Source organism: Microbacterium thalli, assembly GCF_028737325.1.
Lineage (GTDB): Bacteria > Actinomycetota > Actinomycetes > Actinomycetales > Microbacteriaceae > Microbacterium > Microbacterium thalli.
Genome location: NZ_JAQZCH010000002.1, coordinates 672,336 through 688,866, shown reverse-complemented (window position 1 = coordinate 688,866; position 16,531 = coordinate 672,336). Strand labels below are relative to the sequence as shown.

Sequence of the window (16,531 nt, the reverse complement as noted above, 5' to 3'; positions counted from 1 at the left end):
CCCCAGCCGCCTCGGAAGATGCGACTGGGGCTTATTGACGTTTCGGGCACACCTCGGGGTCGTCCCCGTCAGTGTCAGATTGAGTCCTACTGTCCGTTCGATGGCAGGAGGCCCGCGGATGTCAGCTCGCCCCACAAAGCTTCAGCCAGCGCTTCGCTCGCGCTAGCAGTGATGTGGTGCTCGTCCCTGTAGATGAGTGTGTTGCCGATGATCGGCGGGCACCACTCGGTGCACAGCTTCGAGGTCAAGTCCACGGTCTCGGCACCCATGTCATCGGCCACGCTACGCTCCTCCTCGTGTAGCGAAGTCGGTACCGCCTCGCTGAAGGGGCGGCCGCAGGTGTCGGCGGAATTGAGGCGCTGCGACAAGCAAAATGCCGGTGTCACGGACATGTACGGGCTGTCCGCAATGATGACGGTGGGAGCGCTGATGTGTGACAGTGTCGAACGAAGCCCGTCACCCCATGCTGCCGTCTTGTCACCCTCGAACTCATAGTCGACGTTGCCGTAGTTCGCTAGGACGACGAGCGCCGGCGGCGTTTCGACGGACATCGCGCCGAGGACAGCCTCGCGCCATTTGTCGCAGGATTCGTATGGCTGCTCGTTGCGAATGATGTGCACCTCGACGGACGGGCAGGCGCCTTTGGTCTGCAGCTCTACGCTGTAGCCCTGCTGCGCTGCGATGCGCTGGAGGGCGGGAAGCCACTGCGTGGCATGAGAGTCGCCGAAGAGCACGATCCGCGGGGCGGCTTCGTCGCCATAAACGCATCCCTTTGGCGTCGTTTCGGTCGTGCTGAGGTGACATCCGTCTGCGTACGCCTCGGACTGATCCCTCTCGGCATCTGCCAGGGGGGTAGTGAGATCCGCTGGTACGAACGGTGTCGCCTCGGGTGGCCCGTCGAAGGTTGCCGTCCCGGCGACCCTGGCCGATGACGTTGGCTGGAGGGAGGAAACGCCGTAAGCGCCCACGGAGATCAGAACCACCGCGAGCGATCCGGCCGCCGCCGTGACCAAGGACCGGCGAGGACGGGCGTCGACGAGAAACGCGCTGTTCCGGGCTGGGTTCTCGACCCAGGTGTAGAGCACCCAGGCAACCGGCACGCTCGCCGCGGCAAGCGCGACGGTTGTCCAGAGGGGCAGTGGCTGTTCGAAGCCGATCGCGCCCTTCGGTATCTCGAGTATTGGCCAGTGAACGAGGTACAGCGAGTAGGAGATCGCTCCGATGAAAGTCATCCCTCGGAGCGACAGCACCCGGCCGGGCCCGAATCGAGAGGGACTCTCGCCCGCGACGATTACCAGAGCAGTACAGAAGACGGGCACCGCTGCCCAGTATCCGGGGAACGGTGTCGCGTCGCTGAACAACACCACGCACGCGAGGACGCCCACGAGGCCGATCCAACCCGCGACGCTTCCCACAGCTCCGGGCATGGGCACCGGTCGGTGCGCAACGAGGAACGCCGCGAGGCCGCCGACGCCGAGCTCCCACGCGCGAGTAGGAAGCCCGAAGAATGCCCACGGCTGGTCACTCGCGGTGACGACGACGCATGCCACGAAGGAGAGTAGGACAATGATGCCTACGCCAAGGAACAGCGACCGCCGCGTCTTGAAGAGCGCAAAGCCGGCTGCGAGAAGCAGAGGCCAGAGAAGGTAGAACTGCTCCTCGATGCCCAGCGACCAGTAGTGCTGAAACAAAGAAGGGATCGTTTCAGCTAGATAGTCGGTCCGCTGCCAAGCGAAGAGGTAGTTCGGAACGTAGAGCGCGGTCGCGACCGCGCCCTGCAGAACACTCTTCATGAGGAGAGGCGGGTACCAAATTAGTGCCGCCACGACCGTCAGCGCGACGACCAGCAGGGACGCCGGGAGGATGCGACGTGCTCGCTTGGCGTAAAAGGAGGCCAGGTGAATTCGCCCGTCGCCTCCCAGCCCTCTGAGAAGGTGACTCGTGATCAGGTAACCGCTGATGACGAAGAAGATGTCCACGCCGATGTAGCCGCCGGAGAACCCCGGGACACCCGCGTGGTAGATCACCACCGCCAGCACCGCGATGGCGCGCAGCCCCTGGATATCCATGCGTTGCACGTTGACGTTTGGTCTCGCATGCGCTTGACCCGCCTGCACCGTTCGCGTTGTCATGCGCTCCCCGATCCTCGCGTGAATCCTAGGGGTGAGAGGTAACTGTCATGTAACGACCGCGGTCGCAGCGCGTGCGCACGTGGTCGCGACCACGCCGCCTGGGCCATCGGGGCCTGACATCGCACTTCGAAGTCGAGCGGCCGCTATGTCGTCGCGGGAACCAGCTCGCGCAGGAGAGGCTCGACAGCGTCGGCGATGACCCGATAGCCGTCGTCGTTCGGGTGCACCCCGTCTTCCGAGAGGTATTCGGGGTGCCCCTCGAGCGGCTGTCCGATGTCTACAAAGGCGATGCCGGTCGCGTCCGCGGCGGAGCGAACGGCTTCGGACACGAACGTCATCTCTGCCGGCGCTGGGTCGTCGTCCCACCACGGGTTGGTCGCGATGATGGTTGCCTCCGGCAACGCATCCCGGAGTTGGCTGAAGACCGTGGTTGCGGCCGCTTCCACCTGATCAGCGACGCGCCAGTCGTTGCGTCCTCCGCTGACGATAACCACGTCGGGCGCCGCCGCGATGACCAGGCCCACCCGGTTCGTGTAGCTGTCGCCCTGAACGTAACCCGTGCCGCCTACTGCAAATCGCTCCTCATCCCAGGCGAGCGCGTTCGAAACGATTGTCGTCCAGCGGTTCTCGCTGCCCTCAGACCGTCCAGTTCCGAATGTGTACGAGTCGCCGAGGAAAGCTACATGGGGCGACGTTGTCTCAGGCGGGTCGTCGAACGCGAAAGAGGGGACCGGGGCCGTGGTGCGGTTGGGGTCCGCTGTCGGAGCTGGAGGTATAGAGGCAATCGTCCCGAACGCCATCACGGTTAAGAGAGCGACCGAACCGAGGATGCCCCAAACGGGCATGCCGCCGATCTCCATCTTCCACCATGCGTCCGAAGTGCTCCGGCGACGTCGTTTCCCCATGCGCGGGAGTCTACGTGAGCGCCGGCAAACCAGCCGCCGAGCGGTACGCGCGGCACACCAACGTCACACGATGGGGTCGGCTGCCGGCGGGTCGAACAACTCGATCTCCTGATCCGGCGTCGGGTAGAAGCCCTTGTTGTCGATAGTCAGGTGTACGCCGAAGCCCGAGCTGAACTGGATCCCCTGGAGTTCACCCTTCCAACGCTGGTCCCGAGCGTCCGGTCCGATGAAGAGAACGGTCTTGCCGATGTCTTCGAGCGTGAGGTGCTGAGCTTGCTTCATTGCCATGCGCTGAAGCTAGCAGCGTCTCGCCCCCAGCGCGCGTCGCGGTGCAGCGTCGATCATTCTTGCGCGGAGGGTGTACGCCTCGACGTAGCGCGGCGTACCACGGGTATGACCATTCCTATCGAGCTGGCCGCGTCCGTGGTCTTCGCTCTCGTCATCATGATGAGCATCACCATCCGCGTCCGAGTTCGCATCCGTATCGAAGTCCGCATGAACAGGCGGACTGCGCGACGACGGAGACGCGATCGACGATGAGCACCGAAACTAGTCCGTCTCCGGGGCCGCGGCGGGTAGCTCGTCGCGGCGAATCGGGGCGCCGTGCCGAGGGATGCCGCGCCGGCGCCGACCCTCCGCAACCCACTGTTCGGCACCAGGGAAGCCCCGTAGCGCGCTCGTGAGCATCCGCGTCTCGGCAGCATCGAAGTACCCGGCCCAAATTCCCGCAGCACGTGCGAGGACGTCGTCCCGTCCGTCTGCTGCGGCAGTCAGCTCGGCGATGACCGGCGCGGCGTCGAGGGTGTACTGGTTGCGGGCGCAGATCGCGGACAGCGCCACGTCCAACATGGTGTCCTGGTCGAGCGGTGATCTCATGGCCGGGCATCCTTTCTCCGGCCGAGAGGATGACATCGTACGCCGACATTGATAGGGCTACGCTCGTCCCGTGGGCGCAGCCGGTGAGCAGAGCGGGCGCGAGAGCGCAGAGCGACGATTGACCGACATCTACGGGGAGCTGCAGGCGCTGGTGCAGCCGGCGGGCACTCTGAACGACGCACCACTCGCTCGCCGGGAGGAACTGGAGCGCGAGGCGGCGGCGCTCCGCCAACGATGGAACCTGAGCGATCCCCGCGACCTCGCGCCTGGTGCCCGTAGGCTCCGCGTGAAGCCTGCGATCTTCTTCTTCAGCGTGTTGGGTGTCATCTTCGCCGTGGCGACCGTTTTCAGTCTCATTTCCGGGGCTGAATCTCGACTGCCGGGTGTTCCGCTCTGGGCGGTCACTCTCGTCGGATTCGTGTGCGCGATCGGCGGCATGCTCCTCGTCCTGCGTCAGGCGGCGACTAGAGGCGACCGGTGACCGCGTTCGACGAAGACCTCGACATCGGGTCGGAGCCGCGCTGCGAGGTCTGCGGCACCGTCATGCGCACCGTCGACGGCGGCTACCAGTGCGGCGGCTGCGGGTGGGAGATCGACATCCCGTGGATCGAGCGGCCTGCAGGCGGCGACGACCTCCCCGGCGTCCGCGGCGGCTGAGCGCGCGACGCGATCAAGCCGGCGGGACGTCGTCGGTGCGGCGCTCCGTGCGCAGCTCGGCACGGTGTTCGCGGAGCCCGATGACGATCGCGGCCTTCACCACGAAGAACAGGACGCCGAAGAACAGTGCGGCGCCGAGTACGACGAAGAAGAACCACTCCATGCGGTGAGCGTACTGCTCGCTCTCGCCGCCTCGATATGACGCCCCTACCCAGATAGACGGGGTGGGGGCGTTTCGTGCGTCAGCGGGGCATGAACAGCCCACCGCGGCATGTCGGAGGCCAGGGGGAGAATCGCCGCATGCCCACCACTGCTGAACTGCTCGACTTCGAGTCGAACTATCCCGGGCGGACGGGCCGGCAGGAGGAAGACATCCGCCTCCGGTTCGGCTTCGGACCCGCCCGCTACTTCCAGCTACTCCACCGCGCCGTGGCTTCCCTCGAGGGCCAGGCGCACGACCCCATCACCGCGCATCGCGTGCTGCGTCGAATCGGCGCCGCGGCGCGACCACGTTTGCCCACATTTCGCCCACACCTACCTGCGTCGGACCGTGTCGCTTTGCATCGCTTTGAGCGTCCTGTTCCGCATGATTCCGCGGATCATCGACGACCGCTGAGTGGTGGGGAGAGTTCAAGTCCCACCCGCCCTACACACGCGGAACGGCCGCCTCGAAGGCGGCCGTTCGTGCGTCGGGGGAGCGGATGCCCCACGTCGCAATCGTCAGGGGTGCGTGATCGACGGGTCCTGCGGGAAGGTCTCGTTGTCGTCAGGCCCGTCGAGCTCGGCCTCGGCTCCGGCGCGGGCGGCGTCGGCCTTGACCTCGTCGCTCGCCGCATCGGTGGGGGCGCCGCCGTCGGCGTGCGCGTCCTCGGCGTGGCGGTGATGCGGGGTGTTATCGCTCATGTGTCGTCCTTTCGTCGCGTCCAGAATGCGGGAGGAGTGGCGCGTGCGGAACCGGCTTGACAGCAGGTCGCCGCGGCCCGCACGACATGGTTGTGATTCCCAGGTGGCATGGGCGATAATCGACCCGACAACCGAACACATCGCCGCATCCGGTCTCAGGTCGTAGGGGAAGACGTACCTGACGAAACGGAGAAGTCATGGCGACACCACAAGCGCGTGGAGTGATCTTCATCCACTCCGCGCCACGCGCGTTGTGCCCGCACCTCGAGTGGGCAGCCGGGCGCGCCCTCGGGCGTGCCGTGAATTTCGACTGGGATGACCAGCCGGTGCTCTCCGGAAGTCGTCGCGCGGAGTTCTACTGGGAGGGTCCGGCCGGCACGGGCGCGGCGCTGGCGACGGCGATCCGCGGCTGGGAGCACCTGCGCTTCGAGGTATCGGAGGACCCGACGCCGCGCAGCGACGGCGGTCGCTGGATGCACACACCGAGCCTGGGGATCCACTACGCCCAGACGGATGCCGCCGGCAACGTCGTCATCGGCGAGGACCGGCTGCGCTATGCGATGGAGATCGGGGCGGGAGATGCCTTCGAGCTGCAGCGCGAGTTGAACGTCGCGCTGGGCTCGGCCTGGGACGAGGAGCTCGAGCCCTTCCGTCACGCGGGCGATAACGTCGCCGTCGTGTGGCTGCACAAGGTGGGGTGAGCGCCGCACCGAGCCTCAGACGGACGTGCGCCGGTACCGGACATCGGTGCTTGCCCCCGGAGCCCGAGAACGCGTGCGGACCGTCTGACGAAGAAGAACCCCCGGGGAGCGATCCCCGGGGGTTCCGTCGTTCCCGTCGGATCAGGCCGAACGGAAGGCCACGACGGCGTTGTGACCGCCGAAGCCGAACGAGTTGCTGATGGCGAGCAGATCGCCGCTGCCCAGGTCCTGCGTCTCACCCGAGACGCGGAACGGCACGGCCGGATCCTGTTCGGTGAGATTGATCGTCGGCGGAGCGATCCGCTCGCGGAGGGCGAGGATCGTGAAGATCGCCTCGAGCGCGCCGGTGCCGCCGAGCAGGTGCCCGGTCGACGCCTTGGTCGCCGAGACGGGGATCTCGTCGATGCGGTCGCCGAAGACGGTGCGCAGCGCCTGGTACTCGTTCGGGTCGCCGACCGGCGTCGAGGTCGCGTGCGCATTGATGTGGGCGACCTCGTCGGGGGAGGCGTCCGCCTGCTCCAGCGCCCGGCGGACGGCACGCGAGGCACCGGTCCCCTCGGGGTCGTTCGCCGTGATGTGGTACGAGTCGGCGGTCACGCCGCCGCCGACTGCGTACGCGTAGATCTTCGCCCCGCGGGCCTTCGCGTGCTCCTCGGTCTCGAGGATCAGCACGCCCGCGCCCTCGCCCATGACGAAGCCGTCACGGTCGACGCTCGTGGGACGGGATGCCGTAGCCGGGTCGTCGTTGCGACGCGAAAGCGCCTGCATCGACGCGAACGACGCCATCGTGATGGGGTGGATGGCCGACTCGGTGCCGCCCGCGATGACGATGTCGGCGAGCCCGTCCTGCAGGTGCTCGATGGCGTTGACGATCGACTCGGTGCTCGACGCGCAGGCACTCGCGACCGTGCGGGCGAACGCGCGCGCCTCGAAGTGCAGCGACAGGTTGCCGGCGGCGGCGTTGGGCATGAGCATGGGCACCGTCATCGGCAGGACGCGCCGCGGGCCCTTCTCGCGCAACGTGTCCCACGCATCGAGCAGCGTCCACACGCCGCCGATCCCGGTCGCGAAGTCGACGCCCAGACGCTCGGGGTCGACGTCGGGACTGCCGGCATCCGCCCACGCCTCCATCGCTGCGACCATGGCGAACTGCGACGCCGGGTCGAGACGCTTGGCGACGGGCCGTTCGAGCACGGTGTCGGGGCGCACGATCGCCTCAGCGGCGAAGTGGACGGGGATCTGGTACTTCTCGATCCACTCGTGCTCGAGGGTGCGCGCGCCGGAACGGCCGGCGAGCAGTCCGTCCCAGCTCTCGGGTGCGGTTCCGCCCAGGGGCGACGATGCTCCGATGCCGGTGACGACGATACGCGGGGTGCTCATGGATCTCCTCGGTGGAACCCCGGCGGGGGCGTGTGCCCCCGCCGGTGCGGGTTACGCCTGGTTGGACGTGATGTAGGTGACGGCGTCGCCGACGGTCTTGAGGTTCTTGACCTCTTCGTCGGGGATGGTGACGGCGAACTTCTCCTCGGCGTTGACCACGATGGTCATCATCGAGATGGAGTCGATGTCGAGGTCGTCGGTGAACGACTTCTCGAGCGCGACCTCGTCGGCCGAGATGCCCGTCTCGTCGGTGATGAGCTCAGCGAGTCCGGCGAGGACCTCGTCGTTGCTGAATGCCATGGGTGTTCTCCTTGTTATCTCTGGACCGACCCGGACCCGGGCCGCTGTTCAGTCTAGGTGCGGGGTTGCTGCGGGTCAGGGAAGGACAATGACCTGCGCGCCGAAGACGAGCCCGGCGCCGAACCCGATCTGCAGGGCGAGGCCGCCACTGAGCTCGGGGTGCTCGTCGAGCAAACGGTGCGTCGCGAGCGGGATCGAGGCCGCCGACGTGTTGCCGGTCGTCTCGATGTCGCGTCCGATGGCGACCGTCTCGGGCAGGCCGAGCTGCTTTGCGAACTCGTCGATGATGCGCATATTGGCCTGGTGGGGGATGAACGCGGCGAGGTCGGTCGCCTGGATCCCGGCCTCTTCGATCGCGCGCCGCGCGACCTTCACCATCTCCCAGACCGCCCAGCGGAACACCGTCGGTCCCTCTTGGCGGAGCGTGGGCCAGGGCGCCGTGCCGTCGCGGAACTCGACCAGCGTGTGGTTCATGCCCACGGCGTCGGCCTTCGAGCCGTCGGAACCCCACACGGTCGGGCCGATACCGGGGGTGTCGCTGGGGCCGACGATGACGGCGCCCGCGCCGTCGCCGAGCAGGAACGAGATCGTCCGGTCGGTCGGATCGACGATGTCGCTGAGCTTCTCGGCGCCGACGACGGCGACGTAGCGCGCGGCGCCCGCCCGGACGAGGGCGTCCGCCTGCGTCACGCCGTACGAGAAGCCGGCGCACGCCGCGTTGACGTCGTACGCCGCGGCGGGATTGGCTCCGACGCGATCGGCGACGATCGCCGAGACCGACGGCGTCTGCTTCGGGTTCGAGATCGTCGAAACGATCACCGCGTCGACCTGGTCGGCGGGCACGCCACTGCGCTGGATCGCCTCGGCCACCGCGTCGGCGGCGAGGTCGATGACGCTCGTGCCCTTATCGGCGCGCACACGCGTCACGATGCCGGTGCGCTGACGGATCCACTCATCGCTCGAGTCGATCGGGCCGACGAGGTCGTCGTTGGGGACCGCGTTCTCGCCGCGTGCCGCGCCGTACGCGTAGATGCGGGTGTGAGCGGGGCCGGTGGCCTGGCGGATGGCAGCGGTCATGCGGCACCTCCGGAGATGAGAGCGGATGCGGCGACGAGGTCGTCGGGGGTCTTGACGGCGACCGAGGGGATGCCGCGCAGTGCCCGCTTCGCGAGACCGACGAGGGTTCCCGCCGGCGCGAACTCGATGATGCCCGTGACGCCGTGCTCGGCGAAGGAGGCCATGCACAGGTCCCAGCGCACGGGAGAGGCGACCTGCGCCACGAGGCGATCGAGCGCGTCGCGGCCATCCGTGACGACCGCGCCGTCGCGGTTGGACCACAGCGTCAGCTCGGGGTCGCGGGTGTCGGTCTGGGCAGCAGCGGCCTCGAGCGCATCGACGGCGGGCGCCATGAAGCGGGTGTGGAACGCGCCGGCCACCTGCAGCGGGATCACGCGGGTCGCGGGCACGGGCTCGGCGGCCAACGCACCGAGCGCGTCGAGGGTGCCGGCCGCGACGATCTGGCCGCCGCCGTTGTAGTTCGCGGGCGTGAGGTCGAGCTCGGACAGCCGGGCCACGACGGCATCCTGATCGCCGCCGAGGACGGCGCTCATGCCCGTCTGCTCGCGCGTCGCGGCATCCGCCATCGCCCGTCCGCGCAGGCCGACCAGTCGCAGGCCGGCGTTCTCGTCGACGACGCCGGCGGCCACCAGAGCCGCCACCTCGCCGACGGAGTGCCCGGCGACGCCGGCGGGCGTGGCGCCGGTGCGGGTCAGCGCGTCGTACGACAGCAGGCTGGCTGCCACGATGAGCGGCTGCGCCACGCGGGTGTCACGGATGCGGTCGGCGTCCCACTCGGTGCCGGCGGCGACGAGGTCGACCTCGGCGAGCTCGGAGTACTGCTCCAGGCGCTCCCGTGCACCGTCCAGCTCGAGCCAGGGGGCGAGGAACCCGGGGGACTGAGAGCCCTGACCGGGGAACACGGCGATGATCACGATTCCATCCTTCCAACTTCGATGACGTCGCCGCTGGCGGCAGCATCACAACAATGCGGTGATCCTTTGTGTCGACCGTACAGGCGGCGCGAGGTCAGCCCCGGCGTGCGGCAGGGGCGCGGCGACGCGTGAGGTCGTTGCCGATGGAGCCCAGGATCAGCGCGGTCTGCAGGATCAGCGCCTCGCGCGGCCCCGTGGCATCCCAGCCGATCACATCCGAGACGCGCTTGAGGCGGTACCGCACCGTGTTCGGATGCACGAAGAGCTCGCGGGCGGTGGCCTCGAGCGAGCGACCGTTGTCGAGGTAGCTCCACAGGGTGGCGACGAGGTCGGTGGAGTGCGCCAGCAGCGGGCGGTAGATGCGCTCGACGAGGGTCGCCTTCGCAACGGGATCGCCGGCCAACGCCCGCTCGGGCAGCAGGTCGTCCGCCTCGACGGGCCGCGGCGCGTGGCGCCAGGCCCCCGCGACGGCGAAGCCCGCGAGCGCGGCGCGGGCACTCTGGCTGGCATCGACGAGCGCCGACACCGTCGGCCCCAGGACGAGGTGACCGGCGCCGAAGCCGGGTTCGAGGCGTGCGGCGATCTCGAGGAACGTCAGATCCGGAACGGGCTCGACGCGTCCGGGCAGGTCTGCCCGCCCGATGACGAGGACGAGTCGCAGGCCCTGCACGCCGACGAGGACGTCGACGCCCATCTTCCGCGCGGCCCGACGCAGCTGGTCCACGTCGAACTGCGCGGGGGCGGTACCCACCAGCACCGAGACGGCACCGTGGCCGTGCCAGCCCAACGCGGCGATCCGGCTGGGCAGCTCCTCGTCGGTCTCGCCCGTCAGGATCGAGTCGACGACGAGGGCTTCGAGCCGCGCGTCCCAGAGCCCGCGAGCCTCGGCGGCGCGGGCGTAGACGTCCGCTGCCGCAAAGGCGACGTCGCGCGAGTACTTGAGGATCGCCTCGCGCACATCATCGCCGCGGCCGGCGACGCGCTCCTCCGTGACCTCGACGGTGACCCGCACGAGCTGCAGCGTCTGCGTGAGGCTCACGCTGCGCAGCAGCTCGCGCGGGGCCGCGGCGAAGATGTCGGCGGCGATCCGTGGCGTCGAGGACGGGTCCTCGTACCACTGGATGAACGACGTGATGCCCGCCTGCGCGACCAGTCCGACAGAGGACCGGCGCGCAGGCGGCATCTCGGCGTACCAGGGCAGGGTCTCCTCGAGGCGATTGATCGTGGCCGTGGCCAGATCCCCCGAGATGCGGCGGAGCCACGCGAGCGTGTCCGCCTTCGACCGTGCGTCGGCCACCGACGGGGTCAGCTCTCTCCGCCCGCGTTGCCGCTGGTGCCCGCGGCGACATCGTGCAGCTGGTACCGCTCGATCGCCTGCGCCGAGAGACCACGGTCGACGACGCCGTCGTCGGCCAGAGCCTGCAGGGTTCGCACCACGATCGACGGGCCGTCGATCTTGAAGTAGCGACGCGCGGCCGGGCGGGTGTCCGAGAAGCCGAAGCCCTCGGCACCCAGCGTGGCGAAGCGGCGCGGCACCCACGGGCGGATCTGGTCCTGCACCGCGTGCATGAAGTCGCTGACGGCGACGACGGGACCTTCGGAGTCGTTCAGCTTCTGCGTCACGAACGCCGAACGCGGCTCGTCGGTCGGGTGCAGGAAGTTGTGCTCGTCGGCGGCGAGGCCGTCGCGGCGCAACTCGGTCCAGCTCGTGACCGACCACACGTCGGCGACCACGCCCCAGTCGTCCTTCAGCAGCTTCTGCGCCTCGAAGGCCCACGGCACGCCGACGCCCGAGGCGAGCAGCTGCGCACGGGGGCCGTCGCCCTCGCCGACACTCACGCGGTGGATACCGCGCACGATACCGTCGACGTCGACATCCTCCGGCTCCTTCGGCTGTACCAGCGGCTCGTTGTAGAGCGTGATGTAGTACATGACGTTGGGGTCGGGGTGGTTGCCGCCGTACATGCGCTCGAGGCCCGAGCGGACGATGTGCGCGATCTCGTACCCGTAGGCCGGGTCGTAGGAGATCGTGGCGGGGTTGGTCGAGGCGAGCAGGTGCGAGTGGCCATCGGCGTGCTGCAGACCCTCGCCGGTCAGCGTCGTCCGACCGGCCGTCGCGCCCATGATGAAGCCGCGCGCCATCTGGTCACCGGCTGCCCACTGGGCGTCGCCGGTGCGCTGGAAGCCGAACATCGAGTAGAAGACGTAGACCGGGATGAGCGGCTCGCCGTGCGTGGCGTAGGACGTTCCGATCGCGGTGAACGCCGCGACGGCGCCGGCCTCGTTGATGCCGACGTGCAGGATCTGACCCTGGGGGCTCTCCTTGTACGCCAGCAGCAGCTCGCGGTCGACCGACGTGTAGTTCTGACCGTTCGGGTTGTAAATCTTCGCGGTCGGGAAGTACGCGTCCATGCCGAACGTGCGCGCCTCGTCGGGGATGATCGGCACGATGCGGTGACCGAAGTCCTTCGAGCGCAGCAGGTCCTTCAGCAGACGGACGAACGCCATGGTGGTCGCGATCTCCTGCGTGCCGGAGCCCTTCTTGGGCAGGGCGTACGACTCGTCGCCGGGCAGGGTGAGCGGGACGTGGGTCGTACGACGCTGGGGCAGGAAGCCGCCCAGATCGCGGCGACGCTCCAGCATGTAGCGGATCGTCTCGTCCTCGGCGCCGGGGTGGTAGTACGGCGGGAGGTAGGGGTTCTCCTCGAGCTGCGCGTCGGTGATCGGGATGCGCATCGAGTCGCGGAAGTGCTTGAGGTTCTCGAGCGTCATCTTCTTCATCTGGTGGGTCGCGTTGCGGCCCTCGAAGTGGTGACCGAGACCGTAGCCCTTGATCGTCTTGGCGAGGATGACGGTGGGGCGGCCCTTGTGCTCCATGGCCTGCTTGTACGCGGCGTAGACCTTCTGGTAGTCGAGGCCACCGCGGCGGAGCTTGCCCCAGATGTCGTCGTCCGACCAGTCCTTCACCAGGGCGGCGGTGCGCTCGTCTCGTCCGAAGAAGTGCTCGCGGATGAAGCCGCCGTCCTCGGCGCGGTAGGTCTGGAAGTCACCGTCGGGCGTGGTGTTCATGAGGCGCACGAGCGCGCCTTCCGAGTCCTGCGAGAGCAGCTCGTCCCAGCCGCGGCCCCAGACGACCTTGATGACGTTCCAGCCGGCACCGCGGAAGTAGGCCTCGAGCTCCTGGACGATCTTGCCGTTGCCGCGCACCGGACCGTCGAGGCGCTGCAGGTTGCAGTTGATGACGAAGGTCAGGTTGTCGAGGCCCTCGTTCGCTGCGACCTGCAGCTGTCCGCGGCTCTCGACCTCGTCCATTTCGCCATCGCCGAGGAAGGCCCAGACGTGCGAGTCGGAGACGTCCTTGATGCCCCGGTTCGTCAGGTACTTGTTGTTCATCGCCTGGTAGATGGCGTTGATCGGGCCGAGGCCCATCGACACCGTCGGGAACTGCCAGTAGTCCGGCATCAGACGGGGGTGCGGGTACGACGGGATGCCGTTGGGCGCCTTCGACGCCTCCTGGCGGAAGCCGTCGAGCTGGTCCTCGGTCAGGCGACCCTCGAGGTACGAGCGGGCATAGATGCCGGGGGAGGCGTGGCCCTGGATGAAGATCTGGTCGCCGCCCGAGGGGTGCTCGGGGCCGCGGAAGAAGTGGTTGAAGCCGACTTCGTAGAGGGAGGCCGACGACGCGTACGTGGAGATGTGGCCGCCGACCCCGATGCCGGGGCGCTGCGCGCGGTGCACGGTAACCGCGGCGTTCCAGCGGATCCACCGGCGGTAACGGCGCTCGAGCTCCTCATCGCCGGGGAACTCGGGCTCGTTCTCGGGCGCGATGGTGTTGATGTAGTCCGTCACCGGCACCTGCGGCACGTTCAGCTGCAGCTCGTGCGAGGCCTGAAGCAGGCTCAGCATGATCTCGCGACCGCGACCCGAGCCCTTCGCATCGACGAGCTGCCGCAGCGACTCCTGCCATTCGCCGGTCTCTTCGGGGTCGCTGTCCAGTGCGTCCTGGGAGTAGGGGTCTTGATCGTTGACAGTCACGGGCGACCTTTCTCGTATGGCAGATCGTGCCAGGTAATCACCACGGGCTGTGCGCAGGCGTTGTCGGGCGCGCACAAGCACCGCACGACAGCCTACCCACGCTCAGAGGTCTCGGCGCTCTCGTAGACTGAGAGCAGGGGCCTATAGCTCAGTTGGTTAGAGCACCTCGTTTACACCGAGGGGGTCGGGAGTTCGAGTCTCTCTGGGCCCACATGAATGCCACCCCCGCAGACCAGCTGCTGCTTCTGGATCTCGTCCGGCTCGACGCACAGGCCCGCGGCGCCGAGGCGGCGATGCGCAACCCGGCTCAGGCCAAGCGCGTCCAGGAGCTCCTCGCGCGCCGCCACGAGCTGTCGGTCGAGCTGACCGGCCTGCTCGGCACGCGAGACGACATCCAGGCCGAGCTCGGCCGCATCGCCTCCGACGTCACGGTCGTCGACGCGCGGGCCGCACGCGACGCCGAGCGCCTGGCCGCGACGTCCAGCGCGAAGGACGCGCAGGGGCTCGAACACGAGATCGCCTCGCTCGCGCGCCGCAAGAGCGAGCTCGAGGATGCTCAGCTGGCGGCGATGGAGCGGCTCGAGGCCGCCGAGGCCGCGGTCGCGGCCCAGCAGGCGCTCATCGCCGACGTCAACGCCGAGGGCGGCCGGCTCAGCGCCGACGGCAAGGCCGCGGTGGCCGAGGCGCAGACGCGCCGGGATGCCGCGACGCGCGACCGTGCCGCGATCGCCGCGCGCGTCCCGGGCGATCTGCTCGCGCGGTACGAGTCGCTCGCACAGCGCACGCCGGGTGCCGGGCTGCTCAGCCGTCGCACGTGCGGGGGCTGCAACATGGAGCTGTCGGGCACCGATCTGAAGACGATCGCGCAGGCCGCCGCCGACGAGGTCGTGACCTGCCCGCAGTGCGGGTGCATCCTCGTGCGCACCGACGAATCCGGTCTGTGATCCGACCATGACCGCGACCCGCGCCCGCTGGCGCGCGGTCGGACGCCGCAGCGACGGCGGCGTCGACATCGCGGTCGTGGACGCGACGGGGTCGGTGACCGAGCGCCGCGTCATCCCCACGGCGCAGCTCGCCGACGAGGTGGCGGCCGATCCCGACGCGCGCTGGATCTGGTCCGACACGACCGCGTGGTACCACGGCATCCTCGCCGCGGGCGTCCGCGTCGACCGGTGTCACGACGTGCGCCTGTGTCACGCGATCCTGCGCGACAGCTCGCTCGTGACGGATGCCGCCGACCTGCGCGCCGCGACCGCGTGGGATGCCGCCTCCGCCGACCCCACGGCCGAGCGCGACGTGCTGTTCGCTCTCGAGCCCGCCGCCGACGCCATCCCGCACGGCCTCGATGCGACGCTCACCGAGTTCGCGCGCCAGGCGCGGGCGATCGGCGAGGCGACCGACCCGGGGCGGCTGCGACTGCTGACCGCGGCGGAGTCCGCCGGCGCGCTGGTCGCCGTCGAGCTGCACGCGGCCGGTGTGCCGTGGAGCCGCGACGTGCACGACGCCATCCTCACCGACGTCCTCGGCCCGCGGCCACGCCCCGGCGAGCTGCCGAGCGCGGTGCGCGACCTCGCCGACCGGGTGCGCGCCGAGCTCGGCGACCCGGGAGCGAGTCTGGACTCGCACCCCCGTCTGCTGCGCTCGCTGCACCGGGTGGGAGTCTTGGTGGAGTCCACGAGCAAGTGGGAACTCCGACGCCACGACCACCCCGTCATCGAGCCGCTGCTGGCGTACAAGCGGGCGATGCGGCTGCTCAGCGCCAACGGCTGGGCCTGGATGGACGAGTGGATCCCCGTCGACCGCTTCCGACCGGTGTACGTGCCCGGCGGGGTGGTCACGGGGCGCTGGGCGTCGTCGGGCGGGGGCGCCCTGCAGCTGCCGCGGATGCTCCGCCCCGCCGTGCGCGCCGATGAGGGATGGACTCTCGTCGTCGCCGACGTCGCACAGCTCGAGCCCCGCATCCTGGCCGCGATGGCCGGCGACGTGGCGCTCGCCGAGGCTGCCCGTGGCCGCGATCTCTACGAGGGCATCGTCGCGCGCGGCACCGTCCCGACCCGGCAGGACGCGAAGATGGCCCTGCTGGGCGCCATGTACGGCGCCACGAGCGGTGACAGCGGCCGGCTCGTGCCGTCGCTGCGCCGGGCCTACCCGCGCGCGATGGCGCTCGTCGATGACGCCGCCCGCGTGGGGGAGGACGGCGGGTCCGTCCGCACACTGCTGGGACGCACGAGCCCGGAACCGTCCGCGGCGTGGCGCGAGCTGCAGGCGGATGCGGCTGAGCCGGAGGCATCCGATGCGGTCCGCGCCTTCGCCCGGTCGCGGGCGCGCGAACGCGGCCGCTTCACCCGCAACTTCGTCGTCCAGGGGACGGCGGCCGAATGGGCTCTCGCGTGGCTCGCCGATCTGCGCCGACGCCTTGCCGCGTTCCCCGCCGTCGGCGAGCATCCGGTGACGGGGCGCGCGCACCTGGCGTTCTTCCTGCACGACGAGATCATCGTCCACGCCCCGGTCGATCACGCCGACGCGGCAGCCGAGGCCGTGCGGGAAGCGGCGGATGCCGCGGGCCGCCTGCTGTTCGGTTCATTCCCGCTCGACTTCCGGCTGGACGTGCGCATCGCGGCATCCGCCGACAAGAGCTGACGGCGGAGCCG

At 69.2% G+C, this 16,531-nt stretch carries 17 protein-coding genes, 1 tRNA gene and 1 pseudogene; 7 read left to right on the top strand and 12 right to left on the bottom strand.

All coding sequences use genetic code 11. The features are described 5' to 3' along the window. Positions 1-86: 86 nt before the first annotated feature. The 4 genes from PUW82_RS11220 to PUW82_RS11205 form a co-directional block, all read right to left on the bottom strand. A complete protein-coding gene (locus PUW82_RS11220) occupies positions 87-2,069 on the bottom strand; it encodes an acyltransferase family protein (protein WP_274222365.1) in 1,983 nt (660 codons plus the stop codon). Positions 2,070-2,275: 206 nt separating this feature from the next. Beyond that, positions 2,276-3,037: an SGNH/GDSL hydrolase family protein gene (locus PUW82_RS11215; protein WP_274222364.1), complete on the bottom strand. Its 762-nt coding sequence runs from the start codon at positions 3,035-3,037 to the stop codon at positions 2,276-2,278. 63 nt (positions 3,038-3,100) lie between these two features. After that, positions 3,101-3,325: a hypothetical protein gene (locus PUW82_RS11210; protein WP_274222363.1), complete on the bottom strand. Its 225-nt coding sequence runs from the start codon at positions 3,323-3,325 to the stop codon at positions 3,101-3,103. 261 nt (positions 3,326-3,586) lie between these two features. After that, positions 3,587-3,913, bottom strand: coding sequence for a hypothetical protein (locus PUW82_RS11205; RefSeq protein WP_274222362.1), 327 nt, complete (start codon positions 3,911-3,913; stop codon positions 3,587-3,589). 118 nt (positions 3,914-4,031) lie between these two features. Here PUW82_RS11205 and PUW82_RS11200 point away from each other — a divergent pair, with 118 nt between their 5' ends. Together PUW82_RS11200 and PUW82_RS11195 are read left to right on the top strand one after the other, a co-directional pair. After that, entirely contained in the window at positions 4,032-4,394 is a 363-nt protein-coding gene (locus PUW82_RS11200) for a hypothetical protein (RefSeq protein ID WP_274222361.1), read from the top strand. Beyond that, positions 4,391-4,570 carry a hypothetical protein gene (locus tag PUW82_RS11195; RefSeq protein WP_274222360.1) on the top strand — a complete coding sequence of 60 codons (180 nt, stop codon included), beginning with the start codon at positions 4,391-4,393 and terminating at the stop codon, positions 4,568-4,570. Before PUW82_RS11200 ends, PUW82_RS11195 begins: the two co-directional genes overlap by 4 nt. Before the next feature lie 13 nt (positions 4,571-4,583). On the opposite strand, the gene PUW82_RS11190 is transcribed toward PUW82_RS11195, so the two are convergent. Next, positions 4,584-4,733: a hypothetical protein gene (locus PUW82_RS11190; protein WP_274222359.1), complete on the bottom strand. Its 150-nt coding sequence runs from the start codon at positions 4,731-4,733 to the stop codon at positions 4,584-4,586. Between the two features lie 89 nt (positions 4,734-4,822). Here PUW82_RS11190 and PUW82_RS15135 point away from each other — a divergent pair. Next, positions 4,823-5,050 (top strand): annotated as a pseudogene (locus PUW82_RS15135) (DUF3263 domain-containing protein); the annotation flags it as partial. A 240-nt stretch (positions 5,051-5,290) separates the two neighbouring features. On the opposite strand, the gene PUW82_RS11185 reads toward PUW82_RS15135, so the two are convergent. Next, positions 5,291-5,473 (bottom strand): hypothetical protein, encoded by a 183-nt coding sequence (locus PUW82_RS11185; protein ID WP_274222358.1) that lies wholly within the window; start codon positions 5,471-5,473, stop codon positions 5,291-5,293. Positions 5,474-5,670: 197 nt separating this feature from the next. On the opposite strand from PUW82_RS11185, the gene PUW82_RS11180 reads away from it, so the two are divergent. Continuing rightward, the gene (locus PUW82_RS11180; protein ID WP_274222357.1) at positions 5,671-6,174 is read left to right on the top strand and encodes a DUF3145 domain-containing protein; all 504 of its coding nucleotides are present in this window, start codon (positions 5,671-5,673) and stop codon (positions 6,172-6,174) included. Positions 6,175-6,315: 141 nt separating this feature from the next. Here PUW82_RS11180 and PUW82_RS11175 read toward each other — a convergent pair whose 3' ends face one another. The 6 genes from PUW82_RS11175 to aceE form a co-directional block, all read right to left on the bottom strand. Further along, the gene (locus PUW82_RS11175) at positions 6,316-7,554 is read right to left on the bottom strand and encodes a beta-ketoacyl-[acyl-carrier-protein] synthase family protein (protein ID WP_274222356.1); all 1,239 of its coding nucleotides are present in this window, start codon (positions 7,552-7,554) and stop codon (positions 6,316-6,318) included. Positions 7,555-7,605: 51 nt separating this feature from the next. Beyond that, positions 7,606-7,854 carry an acyl carrier protein gene (locus tag PUW82_RS11170; protein ID WP_274222355.1) on the bottom strand — a complete coding sequence of 83 codons (249 nt, stop codon included), beginning with the start codon at positions 7,852-7,854 and terminating at the stop codon, positions 7,606-7,608. A gap of 75 nt (positions 7,855-7,929) precedes the next feature. Further along, positions 7,930-8,931 (bottom strand): beta-ketoacyl-ACP synthase III, encoded by a 1,002-nt coding sequence (locus tag PUW82_RS11165; RefSeq protein ID WP_274222354.1) that lies wholly within the window; start codon positions 8,929-8,931, stop codon positions 7,930-7,932. Next, complete coding sequence (locus PUW82_RS11160) at positions 8,928-9,845, bottom strand: ACP S-malonyltransferase (protein WP_274222353.1); 918 nt, start codon at positions 9,843-9,845, stop codon at positions 8,928-8,930. The genes PUW82_RS11165 and PUW82_RS11160 overlap by 4 nt, the downstream gene beginning before the upstream one ends. Before the next feature lie 94 nt (positions 9,846-9,939). Beyond that, complete coding sequence (locus tag PUW82_RS11155) at positions 9,940-11,142, bottom strand: PucR family transcriptional regulator (protein ID WP_274222352.1); 1,203 nt, start codon at positions 11,140-11,142, stop codon at positions 9,940-9,942. Between the two features lie 8 nt (positions 11,143-11,150). Beyond that, complete coding sequence (gene aceE, locus PUW82_RS11150; RefSeq protein WP_274222351.1) at positions 11,151-13,880, bottom strand: pyruvate dehydrogenase (acetyl-transferring), homodimeric type; 2,730 nt, start codon at positions 13,878-13,880, stop codon at positions 11,151-11,153. A 137-nt stretch (positions 13,881-14,017) separates the two neighbouring features. Between aceE and PUW82_RS11145 the strand changes: the two genes are divergently transcribed. The 3 genes from PUW82_RS11145 (at position 14,018) to PUW82_RS11135 (ending at position 16,520) form a co-directional block, all read left to right on the top strand. After that, a tRNA-Val gene (locus PUW82_RS11145) sits at positions 14,018-14,091 on the top strand. Position 14,092: 1 nt separating this feature from the next. Further along, on the top strand, positions 14,093-14,824 hold the full coding sequence (locus PUW82_RS11140; protein ID WP_274222350.1) for a zinc ribbon domain-containing protein: 732 nt from the start codon (positions 14,093-14,095) through the stop codon (positions 14,822-14,824). Between the two features lie 7 nt (positions 14,825-14,831). Next, entirely contained in the window at positions 14,832-16,520 is a 1,689-nt protein-coding gene (locus tag PUW82_RS11135; RefSeq protein ID WP_274222349.1) for a bifunctional 3'-5' exonuclease/DNA polymerase, read from the top strand. Positions 16,521-16,531: the final 11 nt, after the last annotated feature.

Bases quoted from the DNA above. Each gene is read 5' to 3' on its own strand.
- PUW82_RS11220 (WP_274222365.1), bottom strand. From the start codon at position 2,069: ATGGATATCCAGGGGCTGCGCGCCATCGCGGTGCTGGCGGTGGTGATC.
- PUW82_RS11215 (WP_274222364.1), bottom strand. From the start codon at position 3,037: ATGGGGAAACGACGTCGCCGGAGCACTTCGGACGCATGGTGGAAGATG.
- PUW82_RS11210 (WP_274222363.1), bottom strand. From the start codon at position 3,325: ATGGCAATGAAGCAAGCTCAGCACCTCACGCTCGAAGACATCGGCAAG.
- PUW82_RS11205 (WP_274222362.1), bottom strand. From the start codon at position 3,913: ATGAGATCACCGCTCGACCAGGACACCATGTTGGACGTGGCGCTGTCC.
- PUW82_RS11190 (WP_274222359.1), bottom strand. From the start codon at position 4,733: ATGGAGTGGTTCTTCTTCGTCGTACTCGGCGCCGCACTGTTCTTCGGC.
- PUW82_RS11185 (WP_274222358.1), bottom strand. From the start codon at position 5,473: ATGAGCGATAACACCCCGCATCACCGCCACGCCGAGGACGCGCACGCC.
- PUW82_RS11180 (WP_274222357.1), top strand. From the start codon at position 5,671: ATGGCGACACCACAAGCGCGTGGAGTGATCTTCATCCACTCCGCGCCA.
- PUW82_RS11175 (WP_274222356.1), bottom strand. From the start codon at position 7,554: ATGAGCACCCCGCGTATCGTCGTCACCGGCATCGGAGCATCGTCGCCC.
- PUW82_RS11170 (WP_274222355.1), bottom strand. From the start codon at position 7,854: ATGGCATTCAGCAACGACGAGGTCCTCGCCGGACTCGCTGAGCTCATC.
- PUW82_RS11165 (WP_274222354.1), bottom strand. From the start codon at position 8,931: ATGACCGCTGCCATCCGCCAGGCCACCGGCCCCGCTCACACCCGCATC.
- PUW82_RS11140 (WP_274222350.1), top strand. From the start codon at position 14,093: ATGAATGCCACCCCCGCAGACCAGCTGCTGCTTCTGGATCTCGTCCGG.
- PUW82_RS11135 (WP_274222349.1), top strand. From the start codon at position 14,832: ATGACCGCGACCCGCGCCCGCTGGCGCGCGGTCGGACGCCGCAGCGAC.